The following is a 13580-nucleotide window of genomic DNA, read 5'->3' as shown; positions in this document are numbered from 1 at the left end:
GGTCTTCCGGTCAGCTGTATTTTTCCAGACTTTCCAGAAGCTGTGCATAAACCCGGTCAAGTTTCTCCGGATCCCTGCTGTATGTATGATTATTCGTAAACATCTGATCTAGTAGCCGGTCATGAAGCTGCGGATCTTTTTTCAGGAGCAGTCCCCAAAGTGCCGCATCCTCTGCTCCTCTTCGCTGTGCTTCCAGACGCATACTGATCTCCGGTCCCTCTTTTCCCGGATACACCAGAAAAGAATCACCACAGGGAAAGGCAGTTCCTATTCCTGTATCATTCGGACAGCTGGTTCCTTTGAATGGATCCATTCCTCCCGGAAACTGGTTAAATCCCCAGTGGAGGAATCCGGAAATCCTGTTTCTGGCACAGCCCCAGAACAGAAGTCTTCCACGTATCAGATGAAAATCCAGAAAACGATTAAGCCATTCTCCCTCCGGCCCGCAGCAGACATAAGTCCACACAGTTTCACCCAGACGGATAAGCTGATCAAACTCAGCCTTCTTTTTTTCATATCCGGCTGTTCCCGGAACCCAGATATCCACTCCTCCATAAAACTCCGCAGTATCAACCGCTTCTATGATCTGTACACCAGGAAGATATTTCCGAAGGATACCTGCAGCCAGATAATACTGCCGGCGCCTTGCCTCCAGAGCCTCCCGATCCTTTACATGGATATCCGGCTCATCATGGATATGGAACAGGATCTTTTTTTCCCATCCGTGCTTTTTCAGATAGGAAGCCAGCGCCTGTACCAGCTTCACTGTATGAACATAACCTTCCAGTGTATCAAACTTCAGATTTTTATCCATCATACAGGTAAAGCTGTCCGTATACATATCCGGACTTCCGTCCGGAAGAAATCCACGGTGAAGAAGCGCTCCAATCTCCATGATTTCCATTCCTTCTTCAAAAAAGCATTGAATCACCGGTGTTAAGTACTCAAAGTCAAAAGCAGGCAGTTCTTTGATGTTTACGCATTTCTCGTCCAGCTGAATATAAAAAATTTTCTGATGCAGTCTCCTCATAGCGCGGATGTATACTCTCAGCATATCCAGATACTCCGGTGTTCCCATTTCCACATGATGGAACCGGCTTATTGCCTCCAGGGAAAACCAGTTTGTAACGGGAAACGCATCCTCTGGAATCCGCACGCTGCAGACCTTTACGGACACACCGCCTTCCCAGAAGCCTTCTTCTGTTTCTGCCCCAAGACTCAGGTGGTATTCTCCCGGCTCCAGATCCTTGTCCGGCACAAGGCAGAGATACGCTGCGGCCTTCCGGTTCTTTACGGGAATCTCCCCGCTGTCTGTCCTGCAAAGACAGTCATAAACACGAAAAGGTGCCAGACGGGTCACATAATCCGGTTTTTCTCCCGGCGGTGTTTCCAGCACCATAGCGCCTCCCTGAGAAACTCCGTCTCCGGTATTATATTCCACCGGAATGTCTTTCATTTCATACCATTCTCCACAAAACCCCTTTCCCTTCAGGAAAAAATTCACCTTTTTTCCACTGGTCTCAAGTATCAGCTGGATCCCTGGTCTGCCATTTCCAGCCATGGTGATCTGCAGTTCCTCCGGAAGTCTGCCGCACAGACTGTCCGGATAGAGAAATTCTTCTCTTGTGGTTACCATACCTGTTAATTCCATAATACACTCCTGACTCTATGATTTTATCATACCCTTTTTTCCAGTTTTCAGCAACAGGATTCTTCTGTTTTTCAATTATTACACCCATCGTCAGCCTTTGACTCCTGATGCCACAATGCTCTGCTTCAGCTGTCTGGAAAACAGAATAGACAACAGTATCACTGGTGTGATGGTCACAACAGCAAGCCCCATCAGAGCATTCTGTTTGGTTCCTGCATTATTGGAAATATTATAAAGAGCCACATTTAAGGTCCACAGATTCTGATCCTCTGTTACCAGCCATGCCCAGAAAAAATCATTCCAGTTTCCAATAAATGTCTGCAGCGCAATAAGAGAAATAATCGGCTTGGACAGGGGCATACATATTCTGGAATAAAGATACCAGCTTCCGGCTCCGTCCAACGCGGCTGCTTCAAAATAGCTTCCCGGGATCTGATCAAAAAATCCCTTGTACAGATACACATAAAAGCCGTACGGATAAAGGAACGGAAGAAGAAGCGCCGCATAGTTATTATAAGCTCCCATTTCCTTATACATGATCAGCTGAGGAAGCATAATACTTGCAAAAGGAACCATCATTCCGCCCAGGAAAAACATCAGTACAAATTTTCCGGTTCTTTTTGACAGTTGTCTGCTGATCACAAAAGCACATACGGAACAGAGGATCACCTGGGCAACCATTGCAAAACCAATAACAATCACACTGTTGATCACAAAAGTCATAAATCCCATTTTGACGATCCGTTCGCTCTGAGGATAAATATAGGCAGGCATATCCAGATAATATTTAAAGCTTTCCAGATTCAGAAGATTCTTTGTCTTATCACCTACACTTACCAGTTTTCCGACAGTCTGATATTTTTCATTCAGCACAGAGCTTACCTGTTCAGTAAAATTGTTTCCAAGTCCTTCTTCTACCTTTTTATCAATCCCGTCTGCGTCAAATTCATATCCGATAGACTCACATGCACGGATATAGCGGTCATCATGCAGAAGAATCTCTTTTTTGATCGCAGTTCTCTTATAAATACCATAGTCACATTCCATCTGCAGCTTCATCTGATGCGCTCTGGAATGAAACAGTGTTTTTCCGTCCTTTGTGCCATATACCTGAATTTCCATAATAGACTGATCCGCAAGCTTGAAGTTGGTTCCGAACATGGCAAGCACATTGTCCTGCATCATCTGATCCTTTAAGGCCTCTTCACTTTCAAATTCCTGACCGGAGTAATCAAACACAAGAGACACACTGTTTGCGCTGCCCGGAAGAAGCTTCGGAGGCACCTCATAAATCTGCGAGTTATCCTTCATGGAGCTGGATACGGCAAAAATCATGGGATACAGCATCAGCGCCGCAAACAACAGGGATACCACAACTGCCACGATCTTAAGACAGCGCTCTGATTTTCCATAATGGATTTTATTTTTATTTCTTAAGCTTTTCATTGCTCTGCCCCCTCTAGTTGTTTTCTGACTTTTCAAAATGCATCTGCATCATAGTCAGGGCCGCTATCACGATCAGCAGAACTACCGATGCAGCAGAACCGCGTCCATAATTCAGATCCTGATTAAATGCATTGTAAATAAAAATACCCTGTGTGGTAGATGCTCCGCTGGGTCCTCCGGATGCATACATATAAGGAGCATCCAGCATCTGCATAGTTGTGATCACACACATAATAAGCTGAATAAAGATCATAAAGGAAATGTTTGGAAGTATAATATGTATGATCTTTTTAAATCCTGTACATCCGTCCAGAGCTGCCGATTCCATGATATCTGTGGAGACTCCCTGTATGGCTGACAGATAAAGCAGTACGGTCAGACCGCCTCCCAGCACCCCCGGAAAGATAATACAGAATTTTACCAGATTCGGATCACTGAGCCAAGTCTGAGGCTCTCCGCCGAAAAACTGCACGATCTGATTTGCCACGCCATAATCCGGATGCCAGATCCATTTCCAGATGATCACATTTACTGAAGTAGGGATCAGAGCCGGAAGAATATAAAGTGTTGTCAGGCATTTCTGTAATTTGATCAGCTCGTTCAGAAGGAGCGCCTGAATCAGCGGGATAAAGAAACACATGCAAAGCTGCAGCATCAGGAAAATAAAGGTGTTTTTCCAGGAATCCCAGTAAAACTGCATCTGAAACATTTCCATATAATTCTCAAATCCCACAAATTTTCCCGGAGGATTGATTGGGTCATATTGAAACAGAGAAATATAAAATGCGCTGAAAATAGGATAATATTTCAGCCACACAGTAAATGCCATGGGAAGAAACAGGATACACCACGGCGTTATTTTTTTCCGGAACATATAGCTGCCCGGCTTTACGGCAAGAGATCTTTTCTTTTTCTTACTCATTTTCCGTACCTCCATTTTTCTGCATGATTCTGTTAGCTTAGAGTATAAAGAAACGTAATGCTTTCTGAAATATACTAACCTTACTTTCAGGTCACTTTTTTTAACGTCTTGAACCGTGTTCCTGCTGCACCTTAAAAAAAGTGACCTTTTTTATGCAATTTCGTTAATTTTATTCTATTTTCATAAGTAAATTTATCTGTTATGATTAATTACAGGACAAAACAACGGCATAGAATATGTCAGTAAAAAGGAGGATATATTTATGATGAAGAAAAAACTTCTCGCAACTCTTCTCTGCCTTTCCATGGCAGCAACTACTTTTGCAGGTGCTACTGTTGTTTCTGCAGCAGAGGAAGAACATGAGCCGGTAGAACTTACTATCTGGGTAACAAGCCGTACTCAGGATGACTGGTCTCTCTCCATGGAAGAACAGTTTCTGGAAGAGCATCCCTGGATCACATTAAACAAAGTTGTAAAAGAAGGCGATCCTGGAAATGAATTTTATCAGGGTGTTGCTTCCGGAACCGCGCCGGATCTTGTAAACTGCTCTTTTACCATGATGGATTCCTATATTGCGGCAGGTATCCTGGAACCTCTGAACGCTTATACAGATAACTGGGATGAATGGGGAAACTTTACCAAAGAGTATGTAGATATGTTCACAAGAGACGGACAGATTTACGGTATTCCTTCCACTGTTTCTCCAATGCTTTTCGGTTACAACAAAGCGCTCTTTGAGGAAGCAGGTCTGACAGAACCTCCGAAAACATGGGAAGAAGCTCTTGATATGGCAAAAAAAATCAATGACCCTGAAAATCAGGTTGCAGGCTACGCAACTCTGGCTGCTGAATGGACAGAATGGTTCTTCCAGTACTATGTATGGCAGGCAGGCGGTGATCTGACAAAAGAAAATGAAGACGGAACCGCAGAGCTTACCTTTACTGACCCGGCTGTTATTGAAGCCGCTAAATATTATCAGCAGTTAAAAAGCGAAGGCGTCCTTCAGAGCGATCTGACACTGAAATTTGAAGATCTTACCATGGACTTTGCAATGGGCAAGATCGGCATGATGCCATTTGCGTCTGACTGGGTATCAGATGCTGTTTCCAACGGAATGGATCCTGACGATATCGGTCTCTGCCTGCCTCCTGCCGGACCTTCCGGAGAACAGACCACAGCCATTGCAGGAAGCACCTATGTTATTAACGCAAAAGCTGATCAGGCCAAAAAAGACGCTGCATGGGAATATATTGAATTTTATAATTCAAAAGACTACTTCTCTTCCTACTTTGAGAATCTTGCAACAAAAGGCGCTTTAAGCCCGGTAATTATTCCACGTGATGATATGAGCGTAACTGATTTCTACGAGTTCCCGGAAGAATACAAAGAAGTACTGGAAGCAGCAAAAACTGTTGGCCGTCTGGAATTTTATGGAAAAGCTGATTTCGGTTCCTATGTTGACCGTGCTGTCCAGAAAATCCTCACCGATCCTAATGCAGATCCTGAAAAAGAATTTGCAGACGCACAGAAACAGTGTGAATCAGAAGCTCTTGAAAAGTTCAATGAGGCAAATAAAAAATAATAGTATGAATTCCTTTTATGTTATTTTTCAGGCATAAAATATAAAGTAAAGAACTGTTCTTCCTGCTTCAGCCATGCAGGAAAACAGTTCTTTCTTTATATGATGCCTTTTTTCACTGACTGTGCTATAATAAATAAAACTTTATGTATGGTATCCATATATATCCGTCCGGAGGTTTTGTATGAAACTGTTCACTTTTATCCGCACCCTCAGACATAAATGGAATGCTCTGGTAATCCGCAGGCTTCGCAAAGTAGGCATTTTTAAACGACTGAATATTTCTTTTCTGGTGCTTTTGCTTACTTCTGCTTTTTTTCTGACGTTTTTTTCATTCTTTCAGTATTCCAGAGAGATCAGCCTGAACCTTGACCGATATACCACTATGTTAGTACAGAATGCAGGTCTGAAAATCCAGGACACCATGAAAGATTACGAAAATACTGCTCTGAATTTTTATGATGATATCCATATCCTCAATGCTGTCTCAGAAAATTCTGCTCTTTCTCAGAACCGGACCCCGGAAGAAGAAACGCAGTTTCAAAAAAATACATTCCTGATAGAAAACAGGCTCTATGATCTGCGACAGAATCAGAAATATATTGTAAATATTCAGTTTGTCACTCCGGACTGTCAGTACCATATGGTAGAGGAAAACGGCTTCCAGAGAGGCGGGACTATCCGGGATCTGGATTCCTTTTATCAGTCTGAATTTTATCTTCTTCCACAGGAAAAAAGGGGATATCCTGTATGGATGGACAGTCGGGAACAGACAGATATTTTTTATAAGAATGAACAGAATGTATACGGTTTTGCCAATATCATCACTCTTGGCATCGCCGTTTATGGACCATATGATCGGGAATTTCTTGGTGTTCTGCTTTTTAATATTGATCCGGATACTTTTTTCGACGCTGTGGAAGGCACTATGGATGACGACAATACCGGCAATACCTTTCTCATTGGAAAAGACGGGATCCTCCACTGGTTTAACCCCAGTATCAATGCCCCCTCTCTTCCTTATGATCCTGTCCTTTACCAGCAGATGCAGAGTAAAGGAAAAAGCGTTGAACGCACTTTGATCAACGGACAGAATGTACTTCTTGCCTATGAACAGATTCCGGGAACAGGACTTTTCACCTGCTATGTTGCTGATCTGAATACACTTATGAAACATCCGTTTCATATCCGTAACCTCTGTCTCCTGGTGCTTGCCGGAACAGTGATCGCCTGCTTTATTCTCTCCTATTATGTAACCTTCAGTATTTCCGACCCTCTGAAAAAACTGAATTATGTAATGAAAAAAACAGGCAGCGGAAAATGGACTGCCCGGTATGAAAACAGCGGTCATGACGAGATCACTGATCTTGGAAACCGTTTCAACGAAATGGCAGAAAACACCAATCATCTTATTGATCAGGTATATATTTCAGAAATCCGCCGGCAACGTACTCTGCTAAGCTGGAAAAACGCTCAGCTGGATGCCATGCTTATGCAGATCAATCCTCATTTTCTTTATAATACTCTGGATATCATCCGCTGGGAAGCCATGTATGAGACCAATGGCGAAAGTCCTGTTACAGAGATGATTGAAAAATTCAGCCGTCTTTGCCGGCTTGGAATGAAAACCGGTGGAAACACAATTCCGTTAAAAGAAGGAATCGAACATGCTTCGATCTATATGGATGTGATCAATTTCCGCCACAGCGATAAAATACAGCTTATTGTGAAAACAGAAGTAAATGAAAATGAAGTTTATATCCCACAGTTTATGCTGCAGCCTATTATGGAAAATGCAGTGGTCCATGCTTTCGGAGATGCGAGCCATGGTTATTTTATCCGCCTCCGGTCTTTTTCTGAAAATGGAAATCTGTATATTCTTATAACAGATAACGGGAAGGGTATGACCGGGGAAGAGCTTGCTTCTCTTAAACAGTCTCTTAACAGGGAAGAAGTCTCTGATGAAAGTATCGGACTTGTGAATGTCCATCAGAGAATCCGCCTTTTTTACGGGGAAGATTACGGAATCCACATTTCCAGTTCTCCCGGAAAGGGTACAGAAATCAAAATACTCCTGCCCCTGAGGGATCATTCGGAAAATATGGCAGGAAATATGAGAGGAACAGATATTTATGATCTATCAGGTACTGATTGTAGATGATGAAGAAATTGTATGCCGCGGACTGGCGCAGTTTGTAAAATGGAAAAAATACGGATTTGAAGTTGCTGCAACTGCTTCCAGTGTGGACGAGGCTCTTTCTGTTATGAAAAAAAGCCATATTGACGTAGCTTTTATGGATATTCGTATGCCGGGCAAAACAGGACTTGAGCTTCTCCGTATTATCAGACAGGAATATCCTGATGTAAAATCCGTGATCCTGAGCGGGTACTCTGATTTTTCCTACGCTCAGGAAGCGATCCGTAACGGAGCCGTAGATTATCTGACAAAGCCTGTGGTACTGAAAGATATTGAGGCACTTCTGGAACGCCTGAAAAATGATTTTGATGCCATACAGGATGATAACCGTATACGATGCAACCGGATGGAAGCACTGCTCCTTTCTGCTGCCAAAGGCTACTCAAAAGCGGATGCTGTGCGCTTTAATCTTCCCGCCCTGGAATCCTGGTACGGGCTGTCTCTGATGCTGAAAGACAGAAAACTCTCTGAGGAAGATATCACCTGCAAAAAAGAACAGATGCGAGGGCAGATTTCCGCCCTTGTGCCGTCTGCAATTTTTCTTGAAGATGAGGTGTTTTCCCTCTTCTGCCTGATTCCGTGGGATCCACAGAACGACTTTCATTCTTTCACCACGCTTCTGGAACAACTGTGCCCAGAGCTGGAAGAATGGGCAACCGGAGCAAGCAAACAGAAATACGGTCTGGATGCTCTTCATGAGGGATGGGAAGAAGCCTGCCGGGCTCAGCACTATCACCGTGCCGGAAGCAAAGAGGGAACCATTCTTTATCAGAACATTGAAAAACTGTTTTCAAAAAATGCTCTTCCACTTCAGGATATCCTGCCACAGCTTTTCCAGAAGCTTACCAATCCTGAAACAAGAGATGAAGTCCCTTCTCTTCTCAATACATCACTGACATCTGTCCTCAGTCAGGATATTTCTCTCACCCAGTATCAGACTGCATGTATCAGTTTTCTTATTGAACTGAACAGTTGTCTGAAGGATCTTTCCCTTCCGGAAAAGGAACTTCATTCCAGTCTGAATCAGGTATTAAGCAGTATTCTTCTTTCTCAGAACTATCAGGGATGTACCGGCTGTATGACAAAATATCTTGACTGGCTGATCAGCCTTTTAAATCAGTTTAACGAACAGTCTCTCGGAAAAGATGTTATACGGGAGATCCAGATTTTTATACGCCGTAATTATGCAGAAAACATTACCCTTAATTCCCTTGCCGAGCAGTTTTACTTACATCCTAATTATCTGAGCAGACTTTTTAAAGAAAAAACCGGTCATAATTTTGTGGAATATCTTACAGAAATACGAATGGAAAAAGTGAAAGAACTTCTTATAAACTCTGACAAAAAAATAATTGAAATCTGCGATATAACCGGATACGACAATCCCAGATATTTCAGCAAAGTATTTAAACAGTATACCGGCATGTCACCCAGAGAATACAGAGAAAATCTGAAAAAATAAAAACATATCTGCCGTATCCCGGTTCAGATGATAGAAAATCAAAGGAGTCACCGCTTTAACTCGTGGTGGCTCCTTTTCCATCAATAATACTCATGGTCGATCTGAATCACCGGAGAATACTGTCCTCCGGGCAGTTCTTTTATCTTTTCTTTCAGGTTATTCATAATCTCATTGTCTGTCTTCTGGCAGCAGCTTGGCACAGACACATCAAAAATCAGATTTGTATTGGTAGGTCCCTTTACCATTCGGAAATCATGCATACTGAAAGATTCGTCTGTTGTCTTCACAACTGTTCTCACCTTTTCCTGCATATCCAGTATTTCCTTATCATCTGTAACAATGGGATCCATGTGGATCGTTGCAGAGCAGTGAAGTTTTTCCTGGAGCTCATGCTCAATATGATCAATCTGTTCATGAATTTCCTGGATATCTCCCTCTGCATCTACTTCCGCATGAAGTGAGATCATCAGTCGGCCCGGGCCATAATCGTGGACGATCAGGTCATGGATTCCATATACCAGTTTATGAGAAGTAACAATATCTCTGATCTCTTCAATAAATTCTTCCTTTGGCGGCTGCCCCAGAAGAAGATCCATGGTTTCCTTTATGGTAGAGGCCCCTGTATACAGAATAAACAGTCCCACCAGAATACCAAACCATCCATCCAGAAGAAGTCCTGTAAACTGGCTGATCACCGTAGCCGCCAGAACAAGGGCTGTGGAAACGGTGTCGCTTAAACTGTCCATTGCAGTCGCTTTCATTGCAGCGCTTTCTATTTTTTTCCCTACGGCCCGGTTATAATAAAACATATATACCTTTACCAGAATGGACACAGCCAGAATACCAATGATCACAGGGCTGCTTTCTACCGGCTCCGGATGGATCAGCTTTTCTATGGAAGACTTTACAAGCTCAAATCCCATAACAAGTATGGCAACTGATACCAGAAGTCCTGAAATATACTCCATTCTTCCGTGTCCGAAAGGATGTTTCGGATCTGGTCTCTGTCCGGAGATCCGGAAACCGATCAGGGTTATGATCGAGGAGCCCGCATCAGAAAGGTTGTTAAATGCATCTGCAGTAATGGCTATGGAACCGCTCAAAAATCCGGCCATCCATTTTCCCAGAAAAAGCAGGATATTTAGCCCGATCCCCACAGCACCGCAGAGAGTCCCGTATGCCTGTCTCACTGCCGGAGAACTGTAATCCTGCCTGTTTTTAATAAAAATCGAAGCCAAAAACTGAATCATATTTCCATCTCCTATTCCTGTTTCATTCCCTCGATTCTAACACATTCTATGATAAAATTCCAGAAATATTTACTTTTAACCGAAAAAATGCTATATTGCATATATAAATCTATACAGAAAACTATCTGTTTTCAGGACATATCCATTTCAGCTTTTATGACAGAATTTTAAACAGGAGAATAGCCCATTATGAAGAATCTTGAAAAAATCGCTCTGCTGATCGATGCAGACAACACTCAGCTTTCCAAACTGGAAACTGTAATACAGGAACTCTCTGCTTATGGACGTATTGTTGTAAAAAGAGCTTACGGAAACTGGAGAAAAGAAGCTCTGAAAAACTGGGAAGATGAACTGAAAAGACTTGCCATCAAAGCAGAGCAGCAGTTTGACTATGTTTCCGGCAAAAACGCCACGGACATGGCGCTGGTCATTGACACTCTTGATCTGCTCCACAAAGAAATCTATGACGCTTTTGTGATCGTTGCCAGCGACAGCGACTACACCCCTCTTGCTATCCGGCTCCATGAATCCGGTGTGTATGTAATGGGCGTAGGCGAGAAGAAAACTCCCTCTGCTTTTCGCAATGCCTGCGATGAATTTCTTTTCCTGGAAAACATGAGCAAATCCTCAGAAATCTCTTCTTCCAGATCGGAAAGCAAAACAAACGGACGAAAAGAAACTGCTGGCAGTGATCCTGAAGAGCAGTCAAATACCGATGAGCTGCGAGATATTCACAAGCTTCTGAAAATTGCCTGGGATAAATATCAGGATGATGACCGCTATGTCAATGTCAGCTCTGCCGGTCAGTATATCAAACGTGCAAAGCCGGACTTTGACGCCCGCACCTACGGCTTTATGAAGCTTCCTGATCTTATTGAAGCTTTTCCAAAAAAATATGCAATGAAGCGCTATCCCGGAAAGGGAACTGTCACTATCATTGCATATAAGTGTAAATGATCTTTCATTTTTATGAATCAAAAAATTCAATTCCCATAAGAGTCAGTCCGTGAGCCGGCGCTGTCGGACCGGAAACAGAACGGTCGCAGGCATTAAGAATCTCGCGGACTCTCTCCGGCGGATACTGTCCGTTTCCCACCTGTATCAGAGTTCCTGCAATAATTCTTACCATATTGTACAGAAATCCTTCCCCGGAAACACGGATAGTAACAATATCTCCGTCCCTCCATACATCAATTCCCGTCACAGTCCGGACCGTTGATTTTACCTGGGCTCCTGTACCGCAGAAGCTGGCAAAATCATGACGGCCAATCAGATAAGAGGTAGCTTCTCTCATTTTTTCCACATCAAGCTTATAATGATAAAAATAAGAATAAAGTCTTTCTGTAGGCACGGGGAATTTCCTGTTGAGAATCCTGTACTCATAAGTTTTTTCACTGTCACAGTATCTTGGGTGAAAATCCGGTTCCACTTCCTCGGAAAGCTGTATGCGGATGTCCTCCGGAAGCCTCTGATTCAGCGCATAGGAAATTTTTTCTCCGGGAATTTTTGTGTTTGTGTCGAACACAGCAACATTCCCCAGGGCATGCACTCCTGCATCTGTGCGACTTGCTCCTATTGTCTCTATTTTTTCGCCCAGAAGCTCTGACAATGTATCATTGAGAACTCCCTGAATGGTGATTCCATTTGGCTGGATCTGCCAGCCGCAGTAATTTGTGCCGTCATAGGCAACTACAAGTCCTACTCTTTTCATATTCCTGCCACCCGAAATCCAATTGCAACTGCAAGATACAAAGCCAGTATCATATAGGTTACATGATCCCTTTTTTCATAATGAAGAGGTTTCATCTGAGTTCTCTGGTCTCCTCCGTGATAGCATCTTGCTTCCATTGCCATAGCAAGATCATTGGCCCGGCGAAATGCAGAGATAAACAGTGGCACCAGAAGGGGAACCATATTTTTCACCTTCTGAATCAGATTTCCATTCTCAAAATCTGCTCCTCTTGCGATCTGCGCCTTCATGATCTTGTCTGTTTCCTCCAGAAGTATGGGAATAAACCGAAGGGCAATGGACATCATCATTGCAATTTCATGAACCGGCACATGAATCTTATTCAGAGGACGCAGACCTCTCTCCAGACCATCTGTAAGCTGATTTGGTGTCGTGGTCAGCGTCATAAGAGAAGAACCGATCACCAGATAGATCAGACGGATCGCCATCTTTCCGGCCAGTGAAATTCCCTCTCTTGTGGCTTTAAGGAAGCCAAAACTCCAGAGCACCTCACCTGGTGTCAGAAATACATTAAACACCATGGTGATGATCAGGATAATAAAAATTGCTTTCAGCCCCTTAAAAATAAATTTTACAGGAACCTTTGATATTTTTATTACAGCAGCCAGAAATACTGTTGCCACTGCATACCCCGGAATCGTATTGAACAGGAACACAGAAATAATAAAAACAAGGGTTCCCATCAGCTTTGTCCTGGGATCCAGTTTATGAAGAGGGGAATCCGCAGGATAATACTGGCCAATCGTAATGTCTCTGATCATTTCTCATTTCCTCCCTTCAAAAGAGGAGAGCCTGCTTCTTTCAGCGCTCTGAGAATATCGTCCCTCGCCTCCTCCACAGTTGTCGCATTGGGATCTACTTTCAGCCCTTTCTGTTTCAGGGCATGCATAATATAGGTAATCTGAGGCGCTGCCAGTCCCATAGCCTCCAGCTCCTGATAATGGCTGAACACCTCTCTTGGAGTATCGTCAAAGGCAATCTGTCCACGGTTTACCACGATCAGACGTTCTACATATTTTGCCACGTCTTCCATGCTGTGGGATACAAGAATGATGGTGATTCCACGAGCCTTATGAAGCTCTGATATCTGATCCAGGATCTCGTCCCGGCCTTTGGGATCAAGTCCGGCTGTAGGCTCATCCAGGATCAGGATTTTGGGATTCATGGCAAGAACGCCTGCAATGGCAACTCTTTTTTTCTGACCTCCGGAAAGTTCAAAAGGCGATTTACTGAAATTTTTTTCTTTAAATCCAACCTGAAGAAGCGCTTTTTTTGCTTCAGCCTCTGCTTCTTCACGGCTCATTCCCTGATTCATGGGGCCAA

Annotated in this window: 11 protein-coding genes; 4 read left to right on the top strand and 7 right to left on the bottom strand. The window is 43.3% G+C overall.

Features of this window, described 5'->3' with window-relative positions:
* Positions 1–10: 10 nt before the first annotated feature.
* The 3 genes from QVP40_RS08960 to QVP40_RS08950 form a co-directional block, all read right to left on the bottom strand.
* Positions 11–1651: a DUF4091 domain-containing protein gene (locus QVP40_RS08960; protein ID WP_022068115.1), complete on the bottom strand. Its 1641-nt coding sequence runs from the start codon at positions 1649–1651 to the stop codon at positions 11–13.
* A gap of 90 nt (positions 1652–1741) precedes the next feature.
* The gene (locus QVP40_RS08955; RefSeq protein ID WP_022068114.1) at positions 1742–3097 is read right to left on the bottom strand and encodes a carbohydrate ABC transporter permease; all 1356 of its coding nucleotides are present in this window, start codon (positions 3095–3097) and stop codon (positions 1742–1744) included.
* 13 nt (positions 3098–3110) lie between these two features.
* Positions 3111–4019, bottom strand: a complete 909-nt coding sequence (locus tag QVP40_RS08950) for a carbohydrate ABC transporter permease (RefSeq protein ID WP_022068113.1) — start codon at positions 4017–4019, stop codon at positions 3111–3113.
* Positions 4020–4281: 262 nt separating this feature from the next.
* On the opposite strand from QVP40_RS08950, the gene QVP40_RS08945 reads away from it, so the two are divergent.
* From QVP40_RS08945 to QVP40_RS08935, 3 genes are all read left to right on the top strand, one after another.
* Entirely contained in the window at positions 4282–5601 is a 1320-nt protein-coding gene (locus QVP40_RS08945; RefSeq protein ID WP_022068112.1) for an extracellular solute-binding protein, read from the top strand.
* 181 nt (positions 5602–5782) lie between these two features.
* Complete coding sequence (locus QVP40_RS08940; RefSeq protein ID WP_022068111.1) at positions 5783–7759, top strand: cache domain-containing sensor histidine kinase; 1977 nt, start codon at positions 5783–5785, stop codon at positions 7757–7759.
* Complete coding sequence (locus QVP40_RS08935) at positions 7731–9257, top strand: response regulator transcription factor (protein ID WP_022068110.1); 1527 nt, start codon at positions 7731–7733, stop codon at positions 9255–9257. The genes QVP40_RS08940 and QVP40_RS08935 overlap by 29 nt, the downstream gene beginning before the upstream one ends.
* A gap of 80 nt (positions 9258–9337) precedes the next feature.
* Here the strand turns inward: QVP40_RS08935 and QVP40_RS08930 are convergent, their stop codons facing one another.
* Complete coding sequence (locus QVP40_RS08930) at positions 9338–10507, bottom strand: cation diffusion facilitator family transporter (protein ID WP_022068109.1); 1170 nt, start codon at positions 10505–10507, stop codon at positions 9338–9340.
* Between the two features lie 189 nt (positions 10508–10696).
* Between QVP40_RS08930 and QVP40_RS08925 the strand changes: the two genes are divergently transcribed.
* Positions 10697–11464: an NYN domain-containing protein gene (locus tag QVP40_RS08925; protein ID WP_022068108.1), complete on the top strand. Its 768-nt coding sequence runs from the start codon at positions 10697–10699 to the stop codon at positions 11462–11464.
* A 10-nt stretch (positions 11465–11474) separates the two neighbouring features.
* Here the strand turns inward: QVP40_RS08925 and truA are convergent, their stop codons facing one another.
* The 3 genes from truA to QVP40_RS08910 form a co-directional block, all read right to left on the bottom strand.
* The gene (truA, locus tag QVP40_RS08920; protein ID WP_022068107.1) at positions 11475–12218 is read right to left on the bottom strand and encodes a tRNA pseudouridine(38-40) synthase TruA; all 744 of its coding nucleotides are present in this window, start codon (positions 12216–12218) and stop codon (positions 11475–11477) included.
* Positions 12215–13018 carry an energy-coupling factor transporter transmembrane component T family protein gene (locus QVP40_RS08915; RefSeq protein ID WP_022068106.1) on the bottom strand — a complete coding sequence of 268 codons (804 nt, stop codon included), beginning with the start codon at positions 13016–13018 and terminating at the stop codon, positions 12215–12217. The genes truA and QVP40_RS08915 overlap by 4 nt, the downstream gene beginning before the upstream one ends.
* The coding region (locus tag QVP40_RS08910) for an ATP-binding cassette domain-containing protein (RefSeq protein ID WP_288200431.1) at positions 13015–13580 on the bottom strand (566 nt) is incomplete at its 5' end. The genes QVP40_RS08910 and QVP40_RS08915, both read right to left, overlap by 4 nt.

Origin of the sequence: Blautia sp. CAG:257 (genome assembly GCF_000433815.1) — a bacterium.
Lineage (GTDB): Bacteria > Bacillota > Clostridia > Lachnospirales > Lachnospiraceae > Blautia_A > Blautia_A caecimuris.
Note: the sequence above shows the minus strand (reverse complement) of the source record. Positions and strands in the feature narration are given on the sequence as shown.

Excerpts from the sequence above, each read along its gene's own strand:
- QVP40_RS08950 (WP_022068113.1), bottom strand. The coding sequence starts at position 4,019 with ATGAGTAAGAAAAAGAAAAGATCTCTTGCCGTAAAGCCGGGCAGCTAT.
- QVP40_RS08955 (WP_022068114.1), bottom strand. The coding sequence starts at position 3,097 with ATGAAAAGCTTAAGAAATAAAAATAAAATCCATTATGGAAAATCAGAG.
- QVP40_RS08915 (WP_022068106.1), bottom strand. The coding sequence starts at position 13,018 with ATGATCAGAGACATTACGATTGGCCAGTATTATCCTGCGGATTCCCCT.
- QVP40_RS08935 (WP_022068110.1), top strand. The coding sequence starts at position 7,731 with ATGATCTATCAGGTACTGATTGTAGATGATGAAGAAATTGTATGCCGC.
- QVP40_RS08940 (WP_022068111.1), top strand. The coding sequence starts at position 5,783 with ATGAAACTGTTCACTTTTATCCGCACCCTCAGACATAAATGGAATGCT.
- truA (WP_022068107.1), bottom strand. The coding sequence starts at position 12,218 with ATGAAAAGAGTAGGACTTGTAGTTGCCTATGACGGCACAAATTACTGC.
- QVP40_RS08960 (WP_022068115.1), bottom strand. The coding sequence starts at position 1,651 with ATGGAATTAACAGGTATGGTAACCACAAGAGAAGAATTTCTCTATCCG.
- QVP40_RS08925 (WP_022068108.1), top strand. The coding sequence starts at position 10,697 with ATGAAGAATCTTGAAAAAATCGCTCTGCTGATCGATGCAGACAACACT.
- QVP40_RS08930 (WP_022068109.1), bottom strand. The coding sequence starts at position 10,507 with ATGATTCAGTTTTTGGCTTCGATTTTTATTAAAAACAGGCAGGATTAC.
- QVP40_RS08945 (WP_022068112.1), top strand. The coding sequence starts at position 4,282 with ATGATGAAGAAAAAACTTCTCGCAACTCTTCTCTGCCTTTCCATGGCA.